General features: G+C 65.3%; 15 protein-coding genes, 1 other RNA gene and 1 pseudogene. 5 read left to right on the top strand and 12 right to left on the bottom strand.

The window, feature by feature from the left end; genetic code table 11:
* Positions 1–61: 61 nt before the first annotated feature.
* From WHZ77_RS08200 to rsmH, 3 genes are read right to left on the bottom strand one after another with little or no spacing between them, the layout of a single operon-like run.
* On the bottom strand, positions 62–1816 hold the full coding sequence (locus tag WHZ77_RS08200) for a peptidoglycan D,D-transpeptidase FtsI family protein (protein ID WP_375313214.1): 1755 nt from the start codon (positions 1814–1816) through the stop codon (positions 62–64).
* Positions 1813–2205 carry a hypothetical protein gene (locus WHZ77_RS08195; protein WP_375313213.1) on the bottom strand — a complete coding sequence of 131 codons (393 nt, stop codon included), beginning with the start codon at positions 2203–2205 and terminating at the stop codon, positions 1813–1815. Before WHZ77_RS08195 ends, WHZ77_RS08200 begins: the two co-directional genes overlap by 4 nt.
* A gap of 3 nt (positions 2206–2208) precedes the next feature.
* Complete coding sequence (gene rsmH, locus WHZ77_RS08190) at positions 2209–3198, bottom strand: 16S rRNA (cytosine(1402)-N(4))-methyltransferase RsmH (RefSeq protein ID WP_375313212.1); 990 nt, start codon at positions 3196–3198, stop codon at positions 2209–2211.
* Positions 3199–3710: 512 nt separating this feature from the next.
* Between rsmH and WHZ77_RS08185 the strand changes: the two genes are divergently transcribed.
* Positions 3711–4493, top strand: coding sequence for an N-acetylmuramoyl-L-alanine amidase (locus WHZ77_RS08185; protein ID WP_375313211.1), 783 nt, complete (start codon positions 3711–3713; stop codon positions 4491–4493).
* A gap of 151 nt (positions 4494–4644) precedes the next feature.
* Here the strand turns inward: WHZ77_RS08185 and WHZ77_RS08180 are convergent, their stop codons facing one another.
* Positions 4645–5877 (bottom strand): RNA polymerase sigma factor, encoded by a 1233-nt coding sequence (locus WHZ77_RS08180; protein ID WP_375313210.1) that lies wholly within the window; start codon positions 5875–5877, stop codon positions 4645–4647.
* Positions 5878–5899: 22 nt separating this feature from the next.
* Positions 5900–6253 (bottom strand): YciI family protein, encoded by a 354-nt coding sequence (locus WHZ77_RS08175; RefSeq protein ID WP_015684257.1) that lies wholly within the window; start codon positions 6251–6253, stop codon positions 5900–5902.
* A 150-nt stretch (positions 6254–6403) separates the two neighbouring features.
* Between WHZ77_RS08175 and rnpB the strand changes: the two genes are divergently transcribed.
* Positions 6404–6830, top strand: an RNA gene (gene rnpB, locus WHZ77_RS08170) — RNase P RNA component class A.
* Between the two features lie 243 nt (positions 6831–7073).
* On the opposite strand, the gene WHZ77_RS08165 is transcribed toward rnpB, so the two are convergent.
* Positions 7074–7508 (bottom strand): DUF983 domain-containing protein, encoded by a 435-nt coding sequence (locus tag WHZ77_RS08165; protein ID WP_375313209.1) that lies wholly within the window; start codon positions 7506–7508, stop codon positions 7074–7076.
* A 79-nt stretch (positions 7509–7587) separates the two neighbouring features.
* Here WHZ77_RS08165 and WHZ77_RS08160 point away from each other — a divergent pair, with 79 nt between their 5' ends.
* Positions 7588–8958 carry a PLP-dependent aminotransferase family protein gene (locus WHZ77_RS08160; RefSeq protein ID WP_375313208.1) on the top strand — a complete coding sequence of 457 codons (1371 nt, stop codon included), beginning with the start codon at positions 7588–7590 and terminating at the stop codon, positions 8956–8958.
* A 1-nt stretch (position 8959) separates the two neighbouring features.
* Here WHZ77_RS08160 and WHZ77_RS08155 read toward each other — a convergent pair whose 3' ends face one another.
* Entirely contained in the window at positions 8960–9220 is a 261-nt protein-coding gene (locus WHZ77_RS08155; RefSeq protein ID WP_375313207.1) for a hypothetical protein, read from the bottom strand.
* Positions 9221–9451: 231 nt separating this feature from the next.
* Between WHZ77_RS08155 and WHZ77_RS08150 the strand changes: the two genes are divergently transcribed.
* Complete coding sequence (locus WHZ77_RS08150; protein ID WP_375313206.1) at positions 9452–10204, top strand: sulfite exporter TauE/SafE family protein; 753 nt, start codon at positions 9452–9454, stop codon at positions 10202–10204.
* Between the two features lie 75 nt (positions 10205–10279).
* Here the strand turns inward: WHZ77_RS08150 and WHZ77_RS08145 are convergent, their stop codons facing one another.
* Positions 10280–10684, bottom strand: coding sequence for a DsrE family protein (locus WHZ77_RS08145; protein ID WP_151648395.1), 405 nt, complete (start codon positions 10682–10684; stop codon positions 10280–10282).
* Between the two features lie 26 nt (positions 10685–10710).
* Between WHZ77_RS08145 and WHZ77_RS08140 the strand changes: the two are divergent.
* Positions 10711–11631: pseudogene (locus WHZ77_RS08140) on the top strand (AraC family transcriptional regulator); the annotation flags it as partial.
* Between the two features lie 23 nt (positions 11632–11654).
* Here WHZ77_RS08140 and WHZ77_RS08135 read toward each other — a convergent pair.
* The 4 genes from WHZ77_RS08135 to WHZ77_RS08120 form a co-directional block, all read right to left on the bottom strand.
* Positions 11655–12386 carry an O-antigen ligase family protein gene (locus WHZ77_RS08135; RefSeq protein WP_375313205.1) on the bottom strand — a complete coding sequence of 244 codons (732 nt, stop codon included), beginning with the start codon at positions 12384–12386 and terminating at the stop codon, positions 11655–11657.
* A 72-nt stretch (positions 12387–12458) separates the two neighbouring features.
* Positions 12459–13862, bottom strand: coding sequence for an MATE family efflux transporter (locus WHZ77_RS08130; protein ID WP_375313204.1), 1404 nt, complete (start codon positions 13860–13862; stop codon positions 12459–12461).
* A 55-nt stretch (positions 13863–13917) separates the two neighbouring features.
* Entirely contained in the window at positions 13918–15717 is a 1800-nt protein-coding gene (locus WHZ77_RS08125) for an ABC transporter ATP-binding protein (protein ID WP_375313203.1), read from the bottom strand.
* 370 nt (positions 15718–16087) lie between these two features.
* Positions 16088–17671: a DHA2 family efflux MFS transporter permease subunit gene (locus WHZ77_RS08120; protein ID WP_375313202.1), complete on the bottom strand. Its 1584-nt coding sequence runs from the start codon at positions 17669–17671 to the stop codon at positions 16088–16090.
* Positions 17672–17673: the final 2 nt, after the last annotated feature.

The raw sequence follows: 17673 nt of genomic DNA, 5'->3' as shown, positions 1-17673 counted from the left end.
CCGGAGAGCCGAATCTTCGGAAAAGCCTCGACTCAGCCGCGGCAACGGCCCACCCGGTTGATTACTGGGTTGTCCTGGATGCTGCAAGAATAAGGCGGTCCGCAGGCGGCAGGTCGAACCGCGGCTCGACGCCCAAAAGCGGCGCAATCCGCTCGATCACCTTGCCGCCGGTCGGCACCGCGTTCCAGCCCGAGGTGATGAACCCCTTCGTTTCGGGAATCGCCTGCGGCTCGTCCAGCATGATCAGGATCTGATATTTCGGATCGTCGCAGGGCATGATCGCGGTGAAGGAGTTGAGCACCCGCTTCTTGGCATAGCGGCCGTTGATGACCTTCTCGGACGTGCCGGTCTTGCCGCCGACATAGTAGCCCTTGACGTCGGCGGTCTTGGCGGTCCCGATTTCGGCATTGAGCCGCATCAGGAACCGCATCTTGTCGCTGGTCTCCGTCTTGACGACGCGCTTGGCCATCGCCGCCGCTTCAGCTTCGGTGCGCTTCATGAAGGTCGGTGGGATCAGATAGCCGCCGTTCACGAGCGCGTTGATGCCCATCACGGCCTGGAGCGGCGCTACCGACATGCCCTGGCCGAACGCAATGGTGACCGTGTTCAGCTCGCCCCAGCGTCGCGGCACCAGCGGAGCCGCGCTCTCCGGCAGCTCGGTGCGCAGCCGCGTCAACTGGCCCATCTTGCCGAGGAAGGCCTTGTGCGCCTCGACGCCCTGGCTGAGCGCGATCCGCGCGGCGCCGATATTGGACGAATAGGTGAACACTTCCTTGGTGTTGATGAAACGTCCGAGCGAATGGCTGTCATGGATGGTGAACTTGCCGTAGTGCAGGTTTCCCCGTGCATCCCACATCGAGTTCAGGTTGATCTTTCCGGAGTCGAGCGCCATGGCGAGCGTGAACGCCTTGAAGGTCGAACCCATCTCGTAGACGCCGGTGGTCAGGCGGTTGATCCGATCGGGATCGTGCGCTTCCTTGGGATTGTTGGGATCGAAATCGGGAAGCGAGACCATCGCCACGATCTCACCGGTCTTGACATTGGAGACGATGCCGGACGCCGCCTTGGCATGGAACTTCTCCTTGGCCTTCAGCAACTCGTCGCGCAGCGCGTGCTCGACGCGCAGGTCGACCGAGAGCTCGATCGGCTTTTGCAGCCTGTCGGTGGCGAAGCCGGCGCGATGGAGATCGGCGAGCCCTTGATTGTCGAGCCACTTCTCCAGCCCGGCGATGCCCTGGTTGTCGATGTTGACCAGACCGATGAGGTGGGCGACCTCGTTGCCGGTCGGGTAGACGCGCTTGTTCTCGCGCAGGAACCCGATGCCGGGAATGCCGAGCTTGTGGATGTCCTGCTGCTGCTTCGGCGTGATCTCGCGCTTCAGCCAGACGAAGCCCTTGCGCGTCTTCAAGCGGTCGCGCACTTCGGCCTCGTCCAGATCGGGCACGGTGGCGGTCAAAAGCTCGATCGCCTCGTCCTTGTCGATGATGCGGCGCGGCTCGCCGAACAGGCTCGCGGCCTTGACGTCGGTGGCGAGGATCGCACCGTTGCGGTCGACGATGTCGGGCCGCGCGGTCGCGACCACTTCCTGCGCCGCGGCGCGCCGCGCGCTGTGGGCGTCGGCGCCGATCGCGAACATCACGAGCCGGCCCCCGATCAGAACGTAGACCGAGGTGAAGGCCAGCATCACAAGCCCGACGCGCGCCCGCGCCTTCGCGGCGCGGTCGACATTGCGCCCGTAGAGCAGGCTGCGGATCAGCCGCTGCCCCCAGGGTTCGGTCGGCTTTCCTGTCTGTTTGGCCGGAGTCGGCGCGCTCATTGCTTGTCCTCGGGCTGAGGCACGGAGCCCGTCACGGTGTCAGGGTCGCTCGCGGCTTCGATGGTGCTGAGCATGGCCCCGATCGGGTCGGGCTCGCCCGGCCTGAACATCCGCGGCGGACGCTCCGGCAGGTTCTTCAGCGTGTCATATTGCGTGCCATTGACCGGCTTGAGCGGCAGATGCCGCTCCGACAGGCCTTGCAGGCGCAGGGGCGCATCGAGCCGGGCCCATTCCGAGCGCAGCGATGCGATCGCATCGCGCTGCTCGCGGATCTCCGCATGCAGCCGCAGCACCTTCTCGGTGCGGGCCGTCGAATCCATCTTGATCCGGTAGACATAGGCCGCCGCGAAGATCAGCGCGCCGATGACGAGGAGGTGGATGAAGCGCATGCGCTAGCCTCCCCTCAACACGTCGGAGAGCTTTGGCCAGGACGATTGCCCGCTATCGTCATGCGCGGGCGCCGAGGTCCGCTCGGCAGCGCGCAGCTTGGCCGAACGCGCGCGCGGGTTATGCGCGACTTCCTGTTCGCCGGCGACCACCGGCCGCCGAGTCAGAAGCTGGAAACTCGGCGCGGTTTGCGCCACTTCCGGCAGATGCCGGGAGCCGCCGCCGGTCTTGCTACGCTCGGCGAGGAAATTCTTGACGATGCGGTCTTCAAGCGAATGGAACGAGACCACCACGAGCCGGCCACCCGGCCTGAGCAGACGCTCGGCAGCAGCCAGCGCGGCCTGAAGCTCTTCGAGCTCTTCGTTGACGAAGATGCGCAGAGCCTGGAACGTCCGCGTCGCCGGATGAATGTCGCCTGGCTTGGAGCGCACCACCCGGCCGACGAGATCGGCGAGCGCGCGCGTGGTCGTGAACGGCGTTTCCTGCCGGTCCGCCACGACGGCACGGGCGATGCGGCGCGAATGCCGCTCCTCGCCGAAGAGATAGATGATATCGGCAAGATCGCCTTCGGAGGCGCGGGCAACAACGTCCGCGGCGGTGGGGCCCGTCTGCCCCATCCGCATGTCGAGCGGACCATCGAGGCGGAACGAGAAGCCGCGACCGGCCTGGTCGAGCTGCATCGAGGACACCCCGACATCCATCACCACGCCGTCGACGGCTTCGACGCCTTGCGCCGCGCAAACCTCGGCGAGATTGGAGAAGCGGTCCTCGACCAGCGTCAGCCGGCCCGCGGAGCCCTCGACCAGTTCGGCGCCGCCCGCGATCGCCGTGCGGTCGCGGTCGATCGCGATCACGCGGGTTCCCGGCACGTCGAGAATGGCGCGGCTGTAGCCGCCGGCGCCGAAGGTGGCGTCGATATAGAGTCCGCTCTCGCGCGGCGCGAGATGGTCGATCGCCTCGCGGCCGAGAACGGGAATGTGCGGGGCCGAGCTCATGCGCCAGGCCCGCCGAGCGTCCATGCAAAATCTGGGGCGAGTGAGCCCATTACGCCTCGAATAATTCCGCGTCGCGGCGGTTCCACGACAAAGCCCCTGTGCAGCACCGTGTCCGGGCCCGGTCGCCCCGAGCGGCAAACCCAGTGTTCCCAGTGGAATTTGTCGGGCAGCCATGGGATTTCGAGCCAAAATACGCTTTGGCCGCCTCCGGACGCGGGTCGGCTCTTCATCCCTCAGTAACGGCCCTTAGCGTTAAGAAAGCGTTGATCGGCCGGTTACAAGTCGAAAAGGTAAGGCGGCGGTGATGCCTCATCCACACACCCGCCCAAAATGCATCCGTTAACCGCGCCGCGCGATTGCACCCAAGGGAGGGTAAAGGAATAGTAAAGAGAAGGGCTTGGCCCACTCTCCGATTCCGACTTGAGCTGTCTATGTCGTCCGGTTCGTCCACACCGTCTGGATCTGATTCGAAGCGTCAACGCGTTCTCCCGGTTCCCAAAGCCGCGGCGAACATGCGAACGTTCGAACCGGATTCCTCGATCGTCTCCGACATCATCCCCTCGCCCAACCATGGCGAGCGCAACAAGGGACGGCAGGCGGACATGATCGTGCTGCACTACACCGGCATGCCCGACGTCGAGGGCGCGCTGGCGCGGCTGTGCACGGCGGGCACCGAAGTGTCGGCACATTACGTCGTGCTTGAGGACGGCCGCATCGTGCAATGCGTGCCCGAGGCCAGGCGCGCCTGGCACGCCGGCGTCTCGTCCTGGGCCGGCGAGGACGACATCAACTCCTGCTCGATCGGCATCGAGATCGTCAATCGCGGCCACGACTGGGGCTATCCGGAGTTTCCGCTGCGCCAGATCGCCGCCGTGATCGCGCTGTGCCGCGGCATCATGCTCCGCCGCAAGGTGCCGGCGCACCGGGTGCTCGGCCATTCCGACGTCGCACCCGCGCGCAAGAAGGACCCCGGCGAAAAATTCCCATGGCATTCGCTGGCGAATTCCGGCGTCGGCCACTGGGTGACGCCCGCCCCCGTCGTGCGCGGCGAGACTCTGATGCTGGGAACCATCAGCGACGAGGTGCTGAGCCTGCAGCAGGCACTGGCCAGATACGGATATGGCCTGCCGCTGACCGGCAAGTACGACGCCGCGACGATGGAAGTCGTCACCGCCTTTCAACGACACTTCCGCCCCGCACGGCTGGACGGCGTCGCGGATCATTCGACGCTGTCGACATTGCAGGCGTTGCTGGCGAGCTTGCCGGCGGATACGACGGTGGTCGCATCGAAGTGATGGTGCCAGCCACATCGTCCGTCATTGCGAGCGCAGCGAAGCAGTCCAGACTGCCTCCGCGAAAATAGTCTGGATTGCTTCGTCGCTCAGTGCAAAATTGCTTTGCAATTTGGTCACGAGCTCCTTGCAATGACGGAGTCTGTGGCGGCAGCTACTCCATCTCCCGCATCCTTCGCGCATACAGCCGCCGCAACGGCTCCAGCTGCGTCGCCTTTGTCGCCGCAACATACGCCTCGCGCGCGTCCTGCTTCCGGCCCAGCCGCCGCAACAGATCCGCGCGCACCGCGGGCAACAGCTCATAGCCATTCAGCCCGCCGCGCGCGGTGATCGCATCGACGAGATCGAGCGCGCGCGCAGGCCCGTCGACCATCGAGACGGCCGCTGCGTGATTGAGCTCGATCACCGGTGACGGGTTGATGCGCAGCAGCACCTCGTAAAGCCCGGCGATCTGCGGCCAGTCGGTCTCCTCAAAACTCGGCGCGCGCGCATGCAGTGCGGCGATCGCGGCCTGCACGGCATAGGCTTGCGGCCGGCCGGGCGTGCGAAGCGCATCATCGACCAGACGCAGGCCGTCCTCGATCTGCGCGCGATCCCAGAGCGTACGGTCCTGTTCCTCCAGCAGCACGATATCGCCGGCCGACGTCGCGCGCCCGGCGCGTCGCGCATCGTGCAGCAGCATCAGGGCCAGCAGGCCCTTGATGCCGGCACGGCCGGGCATCAGCCGATCGAGCAAGCGGCCGAGCCGGATCGCCTCGGCCGCGAGATCGAGCCGCATCAGATCCGCGCCCGAGGTTGCGACATAGCCTTCGGTGAAGACCAGATAGACCACGGCGAGCACGCCATCGAGCCGCAGCGCCAGCGCGTCGCGTTCGGGCACTTCATAGGGGATACCGGCGAGCCTGATCTTCTGCTTGGCGCGGACGAGCCGCTGCGCCATCGCCTCCTCACTGACGAGAAAGGCGCGCGCGACCTGCGCGGTCGAGAGCCCGCAGACGGTGCGCAGCGTCAGCGCAACCTGAACCTCGGGCGAAAACGCAGGATGGCAGCAGGTGAAGATCAGGCGCAGCATGTCGTCGTCGAGCATCGCCGGCGGCTCGTCGGCGGCTTGCGCGTTCAGCTCGAGCTCGTGCACGAGCTGCTGCTCCTTGCCGCGGAAGACGGTCTGGCGGCGAATCCGATCGATTGCCTTGTGCCTGGCGACATTGACCAGCCAGGCGCGCGGATTGTCGGGCAGTTCGCACGCCATCCAGCGCTCCAGCGCAACGGCAAAGGCGTCCTGCAGCGCGTCCTCGGCGAGATCGAAATCACCGACGAGGCGGATCAGCGTGGCCAGCGCCCGCCCTGCCTCGTCGCGGAATATGGTGTCGATCTCGCCCGGGTTCATGCGTCGATGTACGGTTCGGCCGTCACTTGTCGTAGACCCAGATCGGCCGCACCTCGATCGACCCGATGCGCGCACTCGGAATGCGCGCGGCAATCTCGATCGCGGCGTTCAGGTCCTTGGCCTCGACCAGATAATAGCCGCCGAGCTGCTCACGCGTCTCCGCGAACGGGCCGTCGGTCGTGAGCGTCTTGCCGTCGCGCACGCGCACGGTGGTCGCGGTCGTGGTCGGCTGCAAGCGGTCGCCGGCCTTGAAATTGCCGCTCTGGACGATGCCTTGCGTGAAGGCCTGATATTCAGCCAGCATCTTCTGGCTGGTCGCCGCGTCGTTCTTCGCGTACTCGACCTCGTTCTGGTAGATCATCAGCAGATACTGCATCGCTTAACTCCGGTTGTTCGGCTGTGTCGCCGACATCCAGTCGAACGAGTTCGCCTCCAAACGACATATTCAGGATAAATTATTCCGGGCAGACCGTGCGCAGCGATCTCAGCTTGACGAAACCGTCACAAATGCCCATGCCTGCGCCCGTCAGTCGGCCGGACGGCCGCCCCGGCAACGGTCGAAAGGCCGCCGGGGAGGAAAGTCCGGGCTCCCTTGACATACGGTGCCGGATAACGTCCGGCGGGGGCAACCCCAGGGAAAGTGCCACAGAGAACGAACCGCCCTGCTTCGCCTTCGGGCTTCGCAGGGTAAGGGTGAAAAGGTGCGGTAAGAGCGCACCGCGGCTCCGGCAACGGAGCCGGCATGGTAAACCCCACCGGGAGCAAAACCGAATAGGGACGGCATAGCGGGCTGTTCGCGCAAGCGATAACGCCGCGGGGCGATGTCAGGCCCGCCGTCCGGGTAGGTTGCTCGAGGCCATGTGCAAACATGGTCCCAGAGGAATGGCCGTCACGTATCGTGCGCGCAAGCGGACGGTGCCTTACAGAACCCGGCTTACAGGCCGGCTGATATTCTAAAGCGTTTTCGAGCGAAGTGGTTTTCCGGTTCGCGTGAAGAAAACGCGTCTTGCGAAAGTGACGAGGGGTTCGGTGCTAGCGCATCGGACCCCTCACCATTTCACAGGTGTCATTCCGGGGCGTGCGCAGCATGAGCTATGATGCGCAATTGCGCATCTGAGAATCCATCGGGCGACGGAGACGGTGGAGGAATGGATTCCGGGCTCTCGCTTCGCGAGCCCCGGAATGACGGTTACCTATCAAGCCGCGCTCGTGTCCGCCTTCACGAAGACCGGTGCGAGCTGACCGGCTTCGCGCCGCAGCTTGGCCGCCTCGAAGCCGTGCATGCCGATCTGCCATTGCAGGCCGACAATGGCGCCCTTGGTCGGTTGCAGCAGCGCGAGCGAAGCGAACAGCGTCACCGGCAGCCACACCGCCAGTTGCAGCCAGATTGCGGGCGCATAGGCGGTCTCGACCGCGAGGATCGCCGGCACCACGAGATGGCCGACCACGACCATGACGAGATAGGCCGGAAAATCATCGGCGCGCTGATGAAACAGCTCCTCACCGCAATGGTCGCAGGTATGGGCCACCTTCAGGAAACGGCCGAACATATGTCCTTCGCCGCAGTTCGGGCACTTGCCCAAAAAACCGCGCCACATCGCCTTCGAGAGCGAGACTGAACCGGTTGCCATGACAGCACCTCTTCCTTTTCGGTAATCCATACAATAATATCTTGCATCCATACATTCAAAGGATATGGACCTAAATTGCATGGATTGGACCCCTACAATCTCGGAGCTGAGCGGGCCGCGCTACCAGCGCATCGTCGATGCCATGGAAGCCGACATCGCCTCCGGCCGGCTGGTGCGCGGCCAGCAACTGCCGACCCAGCGCGCGCTCGCAAAAGCGCTCGACATCGATTTGACCACGGTGACGCGCGCCTACACCGAGGCGCGGCGCCGCGGAATTCTGGAGGCCCGCGTCGGACAGGGCTCGTTCGTGTCGGAGACCAGCGCGCGCCGCGCGGTCGACCTGCCGCATCCGGTCGCGATCGACCTCTCGATGAACGTGCCGCCGCATCCGCTGGAGGCGCAGCTCGACGAACGCATCATCGCCGGGATGGAAGCCATCCGCGCGCAATCGGGCCTGACGGCGCATCTCAACTACCAGCCGCCCGGCGGCAGCGCGCACGAGCGCGAGGTCGCGGCGCGCTGGATGCGCACCCGCGTTCCGCACGCGCACGCCGACAGGCTCGTGATCTTTCCCGGCACGCAGACGATCCTGTTCAACCTGCTCGCTGATCTCGCCCGGCCTGGCGACGTCGTGCTGACGGAGGCGCTGACCTTCCCGGGCATCAAGGCCGCCGCCGCGCGACTCGGCGTCAAGTTGGTCGGCGTCGCGATGGACGACGGCGGCATTTTGCCGGATGCACTAGCGCGAGCTTGCCGCACGCACAGCCCGAAGGCCGTCTACTTGATCCCGACGCTGCATAATCCGACAACCGCGACGCTGTCCGCCGAGCGCCGCAGCGCCATCGCAAAGATCATCAGCGATGCCGATACGATTCTGATCGAGGACGACGCCTACGGACTGCTCGACCGCTCGGCATCGCCGATCGCCAATCTCATTCCGGAGCGGACCTATCTCGCGACCACGCTGTCAAAATGCATCGCGCCGGCCCTGCGGGTCGCCTATCTCGTGACGCCCGACAGCGCCGCGCAGCAGGAGATGCGCAGCTATTTGCAGGCCACCGTGCAGATGCCGGCACCGCTGATGGTCGCAATGGTCACGCATTGGATCGAGACCGGCATTGCCGATCGCATCATCACGGCCATACGCCACGAGGCGATCGGCCGCCAGCACCTCGCGCAGCGCGCACTGAAGGGCTTTCAGTTCCTGGCCAAGCCTGCGGCCCACCATCTGTGGCTGCAGCTGCCAGAGGGTCGTCCCGACGTGGCGGCGCATCTGCTGCGGAATGGGCTTGCCGTCGTCGCGGGCGACGCCTTCACCGTGGACGGAACGGCGCCGCATGCAGCGCGCGTCTCGCTCGGCGCCGCGCGCAACAGGGCGGAATTGACGGAAGCCCTGCGCATCCTCGTCGGCGCGTTGCACAGGCCCGCCGACACCAGGCAGATCGTCTAGATCAGTGGTGATGACGGCGATGGCGGGAGCGAACGACCGGCGCGACGCCTGACGGATAGGCCGCATAGGCCTCGCTCGGTGCCACCGTCTCGCCACGGGCCGCGCGCCCCGCAGGCGTGAGCTGGCCGCCATTGAGCACGTCGCGGTCGGGATGGGCGGCCTGATAGGCCGCAGGCTCGGAAAACTGCGCCTGCGCCATTGTCGGCATCAACGCCGCCGCCGATAGCAGCGCAGCCGCGACGGCGATTCTCGTGCGGATCATGGTCCTTCTCCATCGTCTGGTCAGGGGACAAGCCAATGGAAACGCATGATCGCGTCGGACGCCCCTCCAGCCTGAAGTACGATCATCATGTAGGCCCGTCTTCCGCGAACGCCCGCCTGTGAGGATCACGCTTGCGTGCGGTTTTGAAATTGACCGCCACAGCCGCAGCCGTGCTATGCGGACAGTCGCGATCAACAGTTCGGGATCGCCCATTGCGACAAGGACGATCTATTGGAAACGAGCACCTACGCGCTGCTGCTGTTCGGCGCATTGGCCGGCGGCTTCGTCTCGGGCCTCGCGGGCTTCGGCACGGCGCTGATGGCGCTCGGCATCTGGCTCTATGTGCTGCCGCCATCGCTGGCGGTGCCGCTGGTGCTGATCTGCTCGGTGGTCGCGCAGACCTCGACGCTGCCGTCGATGTGGAAGAGTTTCGATCTCTCGCTGGTGTGGCCGTTCCTGATCGGAGGACTGATCGGCGTTCCGCTTGGGACCATGATGGTCGCCTCCGCCGATCCGAAGGTGTTCAAGCTGAGCGTCGGCGTCCTGATCCTGATCTTTTCGAGCGCGCTCTACTTGAACAAGAAGCCGCTCGCCATCAAGTTCGGCGGCCGGATCGCGGACGGCGCGATCGGCTTTGCCGGCGGTATTCTTGGCGGCCTTGCCGGACTGTCGGGACCGCTGCCGATCCTCTGGGCCAACATCCGCGGCTGGAACAAGCATGAGCGGCGCGGCATCTTCCAGCTGTTCAATTTCACGGTGCTCGCGACCGCGCTGATCGTGCAGACGGCAACAGGCCTCGTCGCGTTCAAGGTGGTCTGGCTCGCGCTGATCGCCTTTCCGGGCACGCTGATCGGTGCATGGACCGGCGCGCGCGTCTACCATGCGCTGAGTGACAAGCATTTTGGCGATGTCGTGCTCGGCCTGTTGTTCCTGTCAGGCCTCGGCCTCGTCTGGAACAGTTTCAACAGTCTCGCGCCCCACTGACGGGTGTCCGCCGGTCGAGCCGCATCCCCCGATCGGAGGATGCGGCGAGCCGGAAACATTCTTATTGATGCCGGCTCAGAAGCTCAGGGTGGCGGCACCGCCCTTGATCAGTTCGTGCATCACGCTCGCACCGGAAATGACAACGCCATCCAGCAGGTCCTCTTGCGCGTAACCGCGGCTCTTGACGCAGGGCGTGCAGGCCCAGAGCTTGCCACCCCTGTTCATGAAATCGCGCAGCATGGCGGCAAGGCCATCGAGCGGCTTGACCTGCGTGAGATCGGCGGCGCCGTGCCGCACGATGTCGACACCGGCACTGGTCAGAAAGATCGAGACCTTCAGGCCGGCCGTCATCCCACCGAGCGCGATGGTTACGCCAACGGACGACAATTCGTGGTCGATGCCATGCGTGATGACGACGACCAGATCACGTGCCTCATTATTCAAGTTACTTACCTCTTCAATCGTTTTGCGAGGTTTCATCCTATGTCTCTGTGGATCGGCCGAACATGACCAGGACCCCACAAGTCTTGCCCGAAACGCCGGTTGACCTTCTCTCCGAGGTGCTGGGCAGCATGCATCTTGCCGGCACCGTGCTTTTCCGCGCCGAGTTTCGCGAGCCCTGGGCGATCACGACGCCGCAAGCATGCCAGCTTGCCAGGCTGTTGCCGCTGCGCACCGAGCGGATCATCCCCTTCCACATCATCGCATCGGGCGGCTGCACGATGGAGCTGGACGGGCACGCGCCGGTGCGGCTGAACGAGGGCGACGTCATTGTGCTTCCCTACGGCGACAGTCATCGCCTCCGCGGGCGCGAGCCTATCGTACCCATGCAGGTCGGCAGCCTGCTCCCGCGCCCGCCGTGGACGGACATTGTCGTCCTCGAGCATGGAGGCGCCGGTCCCAGCACGAGGATCATCTGCGGATTTCTTCAGTGCGACGAACTGCTATGTCACCCCGTGCTGCGTCATTTGCCGAGATGGCTGCACGTCAGTCCCGCAGGTGCCGCCGATGAATGGCTGGCCAGCACCATCCGCCACACCGCCGCGGAAGCAAGCACGCCGCGGCCGGGCTCGCGCAGTTTGCTGCATCGTCTGGCCGAGTTGATGTTCGTCGAGATCCTGCGCAAGCACATGCAAGGGCTGCCTGCGAACGAAATCGGCTGGTTCGCCGCCATCAACGACCAGATCGCCGGCGCGGGCCTGCGGCACCTGCATGCCATGCCGTTCCACGACTGGACGGTCGAGAGCCTGGCGCGCCGGATCGGCGTCTCGCGCACCGTATTGGCCGAGCGCTTCAAGCACTTTCTCGATCAGCCGCCGATGCAATACCTGGTCCACTGGCGCTTGCGGCTGGCCGCTCACGCCCTGACATCAGGGGCGACGCCGATCAAGTCGATCGCCTGCCAGACCGGCTACGAATCGGAGGCGGCGTTCAGCCGGGCCTTCAAGCGTCACTTCGGAGTGCCGCCGGGAGTCTGGCGCAGACGCGGGCCTTCGAGCTCGTCAGTCGTCGCGGCCGACCCGCCGCGCTTTTCGCCAAGCGCCATGCCGCCGGCAATGCCGACACCGAGCACGTAGATCCAGCCCGCGGTGAAATCGAACAAATGCGTGTTCAATAGCGAGGGCAGCATGTTCTGCACCACGACGAGCATACCGATCCAGCAAGCCAGCCCGTCGCCGCGAAACATCGAAAGGTGCGCAAACCACAGCGCGTAGAGGATCAGCACACCGACGACGCCCCACTGCACGGCGACGCTGAGCGTCTGGTTGTGCGGGTTGCTGACGATCTCGCCGCGCAACGGATTGACCTCCGCATCGACAGCTACGCTTGCGAACAGGCCACGGATCGCCCCGGTGCCGTGACCGATCAGCGGCGCGTCCGCGATGAACCCGAGGGATTTGCGCCAGTATTCCAGCCGCGAACCCATCCCGCTGGTCCGGTTGTCCTGTACGCTCATCTCGTAGTCGCCCTGGAATTTCGCAATCGTCGCGCGCAGGTGCGGCGAGACGGTCCAGAGCAGGACGGCCGCCAGCACAATCGCGCCGGCGGCAACCAGGGCCGTGCGGCGGCGCAGATGCAGCAGCGCGATCAGCGCGACGAAGCGGGCTGGCGTGCGGTAGCGCGCCGCCCAGATCGCCGGGAGCCAGGACGCCGGCTTCTGCTCGTTCGTCACTCCGTTCATTCAGCCCTTCTGCCACACCATCCCCACACCGCGGCAAGTTAGCCGGAGCCGCGAGGATGGAACAAGCCGCCGTTACGCAGGCTCGCGGGCGAGAGGCGCGACAGGCTCGGAGCTCGCTTGCTCCGCAGACTTCACCTTTGGCACTCCGAGGCGCTTGCCGAATTCGCGGCGCAGCAGCCACAGGCTCAAGACCGCCTGCAGCGTGGTCGCCGCGATTGACAGATACCAGACATACTCCATGCGAAAGCCCGGCCTCGTCGAGAGCCAGATCGCCGGCAGCGAATAGGTGAACACGCGCGTCGCCGAGCTCAGCAACACCGGCTTGGTGTTGCCGAGGCCCTGGAACATGCTCGAACAGGTGAAGATCAGGCCCTGCGCCACCATGTTGAGCGAGATGATCCGCAGGAACAGATAGGCGATCGCCATGGTCTCCTGGTCGTTCGAGAAGCCGGCGAGCAGCAGTTCCGGCTTCAGCTGCGCCGGGATCATGAACGCGATCATCACGGCGGTGGTGATCAGCGCCGTCTTGACGAAGGTGTCGCGCACCCGCGCGCCGTTGCCGGCGCCGACATTCTGGCCGGCGATCGGCCCGGCCGCGAGCGCAACCGCGAGCGCCGGCATATGGATCAACCCGAGCACCCGTTGCCCGATGCCGAACCCGGCCTGCGCCGCCGCGCCAAAATCGCTCAGCACGTAATAGACCACCGCCATGAAGATGAACATCATCGCGAACTCGCCGCCGGCCGGCAGACCGACATTCAGGATACGCTTCAAATGGCGCGGCTGCGGACGCCACTGCGCCGGATTGAACGCGACATAGCGCTCGGCCCTGCGGAAATGCGCCAGCAGGATCAAGACGCCGACCGCCACCGCGATCGAGCTTGCCAGCCCGGCTCCGGCAACGCCAAGCGCATAGCCGGTGCCCCAGCCCGAGATCAGCACCGGCGCCAGCGCGATGTTGATGGCGACAGCGAGCACCCGCACAAACATTGCGGGACGCACGATGCCGGTCGCCCGCAGCGCGGATGCCAGCACTTGCATCGCGAATTCAAGCGCGAGCGCGGGCATGAACCACAGCAGATAAGTCGTCCCCGCCTCGATCGTGGCCTGGTCCGCGGCAACCGAACGCATATAGGGGCGCGACAGCGCCGCCCCCATGGCCAATGTCAGCAGCCCGAACAGCACCGACAGGACGACCGACTGGTTGAAGATCAAATTGGCATCGCCGCGGTCCTTGCGCCCCACGGCATGCGCCATCAGCGCCACCGTGCCGACGCCGAGCACCTGCATCAGCGCGTTGACGAGAAAGCCGGCATTGCCGGCCGCGGCGACGCCTGCGACCGCCGGATCGCCCAGCCCCGAAACGAAGTACAAATCGACGAGCTGGCAGATCATGATCGTGACCATGCCGGCCATGATCGGCGGCGACATCTGCAGGATGTGGCCCACGATGGAGCCGCGTGTCAGGTCCTTCATCTCATTCCATTTCCGGCGACGCGGCGACGGGGCTTTCGTCCCGCTGCCGCGCGCCTCATTCCGCTGCTGCGATGCGTCCGAGCTCCACGACCTGGCGCTCGAACAGGCCGCGATAGATTCCCCCTGGCTTGCCCGCGAGCATGGCATGGGTGCCCTGCTCGACGATCTCGCCGCGGTCGAACACCAGGATCCGGTCGAGGCTGCGCACCGTCGACAGCCGGTGCGCAATCACGATCGAGGTGCGGCCCTTCATCAGCCGCTCCATCGCCTGCTGGATCAGCGCCTCCGATTCCGAATCGAGGCTCGAGGTCGCCTCGTCCAGGATCAGCACCGGCGCGTCCGCCAGGAAGGCGCGCGCCAGCGCGACGCGCTGCCGCTCGCCGCCCGACAGTTTCACGCCCCGCTCGCCGACGAGGGTGCCGTAGCCCTTCGGCAGGCGCAGGATGAAGTCGTGCGCATTGGCGAGCCGCGCCGCCTGCTCGATCGCCTCGAGGCTGGCGCCGGGCCGGCCATAGGCGATGTTCTCGGCGAGCGTGCGGTGGAACAGGATCGGGTCCTGCTGCACGATCGCGATCTGGCTGCGCAGCGATTGCTGCGTCGCCAGCGCGATGTCCTGCCCGTCGATCAGCACGCGGCCGCCGGAGACGTCGTAGAGCCGCTGCACCAGCTTGACGAAGGTGGTCTTGCCGGAGCCGGAGCGGCCGACGAGGCCGACCCGCTCGCCGGCGCGGATCGTCAGCGACAGCCCGTCATAGAGCGGCGCGCGATGGCCGCCATAGTGGAACGTGACGTCGTCGAACACGATCTGGCCGCCCTCGATGGCGATCCCCCGCGCGTCTGCCGCATCGGCAATGCCGATCGGCTCGTCATGAATCGCCACCAGCTCCTCCATGTCATTGACCGAGCGCTGGAGGTTGTTGAAGTGCATGCCGACGTCGCGCAGATAGGCGTGAATGACGTAATAGCTCGTCAGCACGTAAGTGACGTCGCCGGGCGAAGCGTGCCCGGACATCCACAGCAGCACCGCCCCACCGATCACGGACCCCCGCAGGCATAACAGCATCGAGAGCTGCGCCACGGCGGTGGTGTTGTAGCGAAACCACGTCCGCCGCACCCGCACGCGCCAGCGATTGACGACGCGCGCGAGCCGCGAATCCTCGCGCATTTCGGCACCGAAGGATTTCACCACGGCGTTGCAGGTCAGCGCATCCGCCAGCGTGCCGCCGACCTTGGTGTCCCAGGCATTGGAGATTCGCGCGGCTGGCGCGATGTAGCGCGTCGAGAACAGCACCGTCATCGTGACATAGGCCAGCGCGCCGAGCGCGATCACCGCGCCGAGCGAGGCCCAATGCGCGCCGAGCAGGATCACCGACCCGATCAGCACGATCAGCGAAGGCAGCAGCGCCAGCAGGATCGTGTCGTTGAGCAGGTCGAGCGCCCACATGCCGCGCGTGATCTTGCGCACGGTGGAGCCGGCGAACGAGTTGGCGTGCCAGTCGGTCGAGAAGCGCTGCACGCGCATGAATGCGTCCTGCGCGACCTCGGACATGATCTTCAGCGTGAACGGCACGATCGCCTGCAGGCCTGCGAGCCGCAGCACCATGGACGCCGCGCCCAGCGCCACGATGGCGCCGAACGCGACCAGTGCCGCGTGGCGCGCATCCGGATCGGACGGCCCGTGCGTCAGCGCGTCGATCAGATGTCCGGAGAAGACCGGCATGAACAGGTCGGCGGCGGTCGCCCCCAACAGGCTGCCGACGATGACGAGCGTGCGCCCCGGCTGCTTCAGCCAGTGCCGGAACACGAAGGGCAGCACCAGGCGTATCGCCGCGGGCTTTTTTGACAGAGCGGTCATGGCATCATCCGGCCGCTTCTGGCGCGGGCCGGCTCCATCGATGGACGCAGGCCGGCCACGAGGGCCGGAACGGCGTCACTTGAGACTGATTTTAACTTGGGAAGCGGAGCGATCGGGACTTGGAGCCCAATCGAAGCTGGCGGAGAGGACCTCTAGGAGGTCGAGCAGATACCGAGCCAGAACATCATCGAGCGCGGGCGGACGATCTGCGAATGCGACAAAATCATGCAAATCTCTCCCCGGTTCGAATGAATGAGGTGCGCTTTATAGATGTGTCGTTTTCGGTTTGCAACGGGGCCGGCGCAAGATCACGGACGAGTGTTGCAATTTGGTTCGCTCCTTCGAACGAAGGACGTTACGCGAAGCGCCATCAATGCGCGTCGCCGCCGCCGGTCAACGAGGCCGGCTTGTTCAGCAGCGTGACCAGAAGGCTGAGGCCGAGATAAAACACCGTCAGCACGAAGAACGCATCGCCAAAGCCCATCACCACGGCCTGGCGGTGCACGATCTGGCTGAGCTGCTTCATCGCCATCAGCGAGGCATCGCCGAGCCCCTGGAACTTCTGCTGCAGCATGGTCAGGGTTTCGGTCGCGGTCGCGTTGCCCCAGGTGACGCGCTCCTGGAGGCGGGTGATGTGCAGATCAGTACGGTCGTTGAGCACGGTGTTGATGACGGCAAGGCCCACGGCGCCGCCGAGGTTGCGCATCAGGTTGAACAGGCCGCTCGCGTTCTTCACGCGGTCCGGCGCCAGCGTGCCGAGCGCGATGTTGTTGGTCGGCACCATCGCGAACATCATGCCCACACCGCGCAGGATCTGCGGTATCAGCAGCTCGTAGAAATCGTAGTCCCGGGTGATCCAGGTCATCTGGTAGGAGCCGATCGCGAACACGATCAGGCCGAACGCGATCATGTAGCGCATGTCCACCTTCACCATGAGACGGCCGACCAGCGGCGCGACCAGGAACATGGTGATGCCGGAGACGAACATGGTCTCGCCGATCATCAGCGCGCTGTAGCCGCGCACCTCGGCGAGGTAGCGCGGATAGATGTAGGTCAGGCCGTAGAGACCGATGCCGATGCAGAACTGCAGCACGCAGCCGATGGCGAAATTGCGGTTGGAGAAGGTGCGCAAATTGACGATCGGCTCGGCCGCCGTGAACACGCGCCAGAAGAAGGCGATCGCCGAGATGGCGCAGATCCAGGCACAGATCGCAACGGACGTGTCCTGCATCCATTCATGGAGCGGACCTTCCTCCAGCACATATTCCAGCGTGCCGAGGAAGCCGGCCATGAACGTCAGGCCCCACCAGTCGAAGCGGTCGAGCAACTCGAAATGCGGCTCGTCAAAATCGACCAGCGCCAGCACGCCGATGGTGATGCCGATGCCGGGGACGACGTTGATGAAGAACAGCCAGTTCCACGACATCAGGTCGGTGATGTAGCCGCCGACCGTCGGCCCGATCGTCGGGGCGAGCGTCGCAACGAGGCCGATGATGGGACCGACGATGTGGAATTTGGAGCGCGGGAACACGGTGTAGGCCGAGGCGAACACCGTCGGGATCATGCCGGCGCCGAGAAATCCCTGCAGCGCGCGCCAGAGGATCATCTCCTCGATGGTGGTGGCAAAGCCGCAAAGCAGACTCGAAACCGTGAAGCCGGCCGCCGAGATCGCGAACAACAACCGGGTGCCGAAAGCGCGCGACAGGAATCCCGACAGCGGGATCGCGATGACTTCGGCGATCAGATAGGCGGTCTGGACCCAGGCGACTTCGCTGGAGCTAGCCGACAGTCCGGCCTGGATTTCACTGAGGGATGCCGAGACGATCTGGATGTCCAGGATCGACATGAACATCCCGAATACCATGATGATGAAGGCGAACAGCCGCTTCGGCGCGATGCGATCCGAAGCGGGGTTCGCCATCATGTCAGGTGAGGCGGTGGTGGCGGTCGCCATGG

This window comes from Bradyrhizobium sp. A5, from assembly GCF_042076515.1.
GTDB classification, from domain to species: Bacteria; Pseudomonadota; Alphaproteobacteria; order Rhizobiales; family Xanthobacteraceae; genus Bradyrhizobium; species Bradyrhizobium cosmicum.
This window is presented reverse-complemented; position numbering and strand designations above follow the sequence as displayed.

Bases quoted from the DNA above. Each gene is read 5' to 3' on its own strand.
- WHZ77_RS08200 (WP_375313214.1), bottom strand. From the start codon at position 1,816: ATGAGCGCGCCGACTCCGGCCAAACAGACAGGAAAGCCGACCGAACCC.
- WHZ77_RS08195 (WP_375313213.1), bottom strand. From the start codon at position 2,205: ATGCGCTTCATCCACCTCCTCGTCATCGGCGCGCTGATCTTCGCGGCG.
- rsmH (WP_375313212.1), bottom strand. From the start codon at position 3,198: ATGAGCTCGGCCCCGCACATTCCCGTTCTCGGCCGCGAGGCGATCGAC.
- WHZ77_RS08185 (WP_375313211.1), top strand. From the start codon at position 3,711: ATGCGAACGTTCGAACCGGATTCCTCGATCGTCTCCGACATCATCCCC.
- WHZ77_RS08180 (WP_375313210.1), bottom strand. From the start codon at position 5,877: ATGAACCCGGGCGAGATCGACACCATATTCCGCGACGAGGCAGGGCGG.
- WHZ77_RS08175 (WP_015684257.1), bottom strand. From the start codon at position 6,253: ATGCAGTATCTGCTGATGATCTACCAGAACGAGGTCGAGTACGCGAAG.
- WHZ77_RS08165 (WP_375313209.1), bottom strand. From the start codon at position 7,508: ATGGCAACCGGTTCAGTCTCGCTCTCGAAGGCGATGTGGCGCGGTTTT.
- WHZ77_RS08160 (WP_375313208.1), top strand. From the start codon at position 7,588: ATGGATTGGACCCCTACAATCTCGGAGCTGAGCGGGCCGCGCTACCAG.
- WHZ77_RS08155 (WP_375313207.1), bottom strand. From the start codon at position 9,220: ATGATCCGCACGAGAATCGCCGTCGCGGCTGCGCTGCTATCGGCGGCG.
- WHZ77_RS08145 (WP_151648395.1), bottom strand. From the start codon at position 10,684: ATGAAACCTCGCAAAACGATTGAAGAGGTAAGTAACTTGAATAATGAG.
- WHZ77_RS08135 (WP_375313205.1), bottom strand. From the start codon at position 12,386: ATGAACGGAGTGACGAACGAGCAGAAGCCGGCGTCCTGGCTCCCGGCG.
- WHZ77_RS08130 (WP_375313204.1), bottom strand. From the start codon at position 13,862: ATGAAGGACCTGACACGCGGCTCCATCGTGGGCCACATCCTGCAGATG.
- WHZ77_RS08125 (WP_375313203.1), bottom strand. From the start codon at position 15,717: ATGACCGCTCTGTCAAAAAAGCCCGCGGCGATACGCCTGGTGCTGCCC.
- WHZ77_RS08120 (WP_375313202.1), bottom strand. From the start codon at position 17,671: ATGGCGACCGCCACCACCGCCTCACCTGACATGATGGCGAACCCCGCT.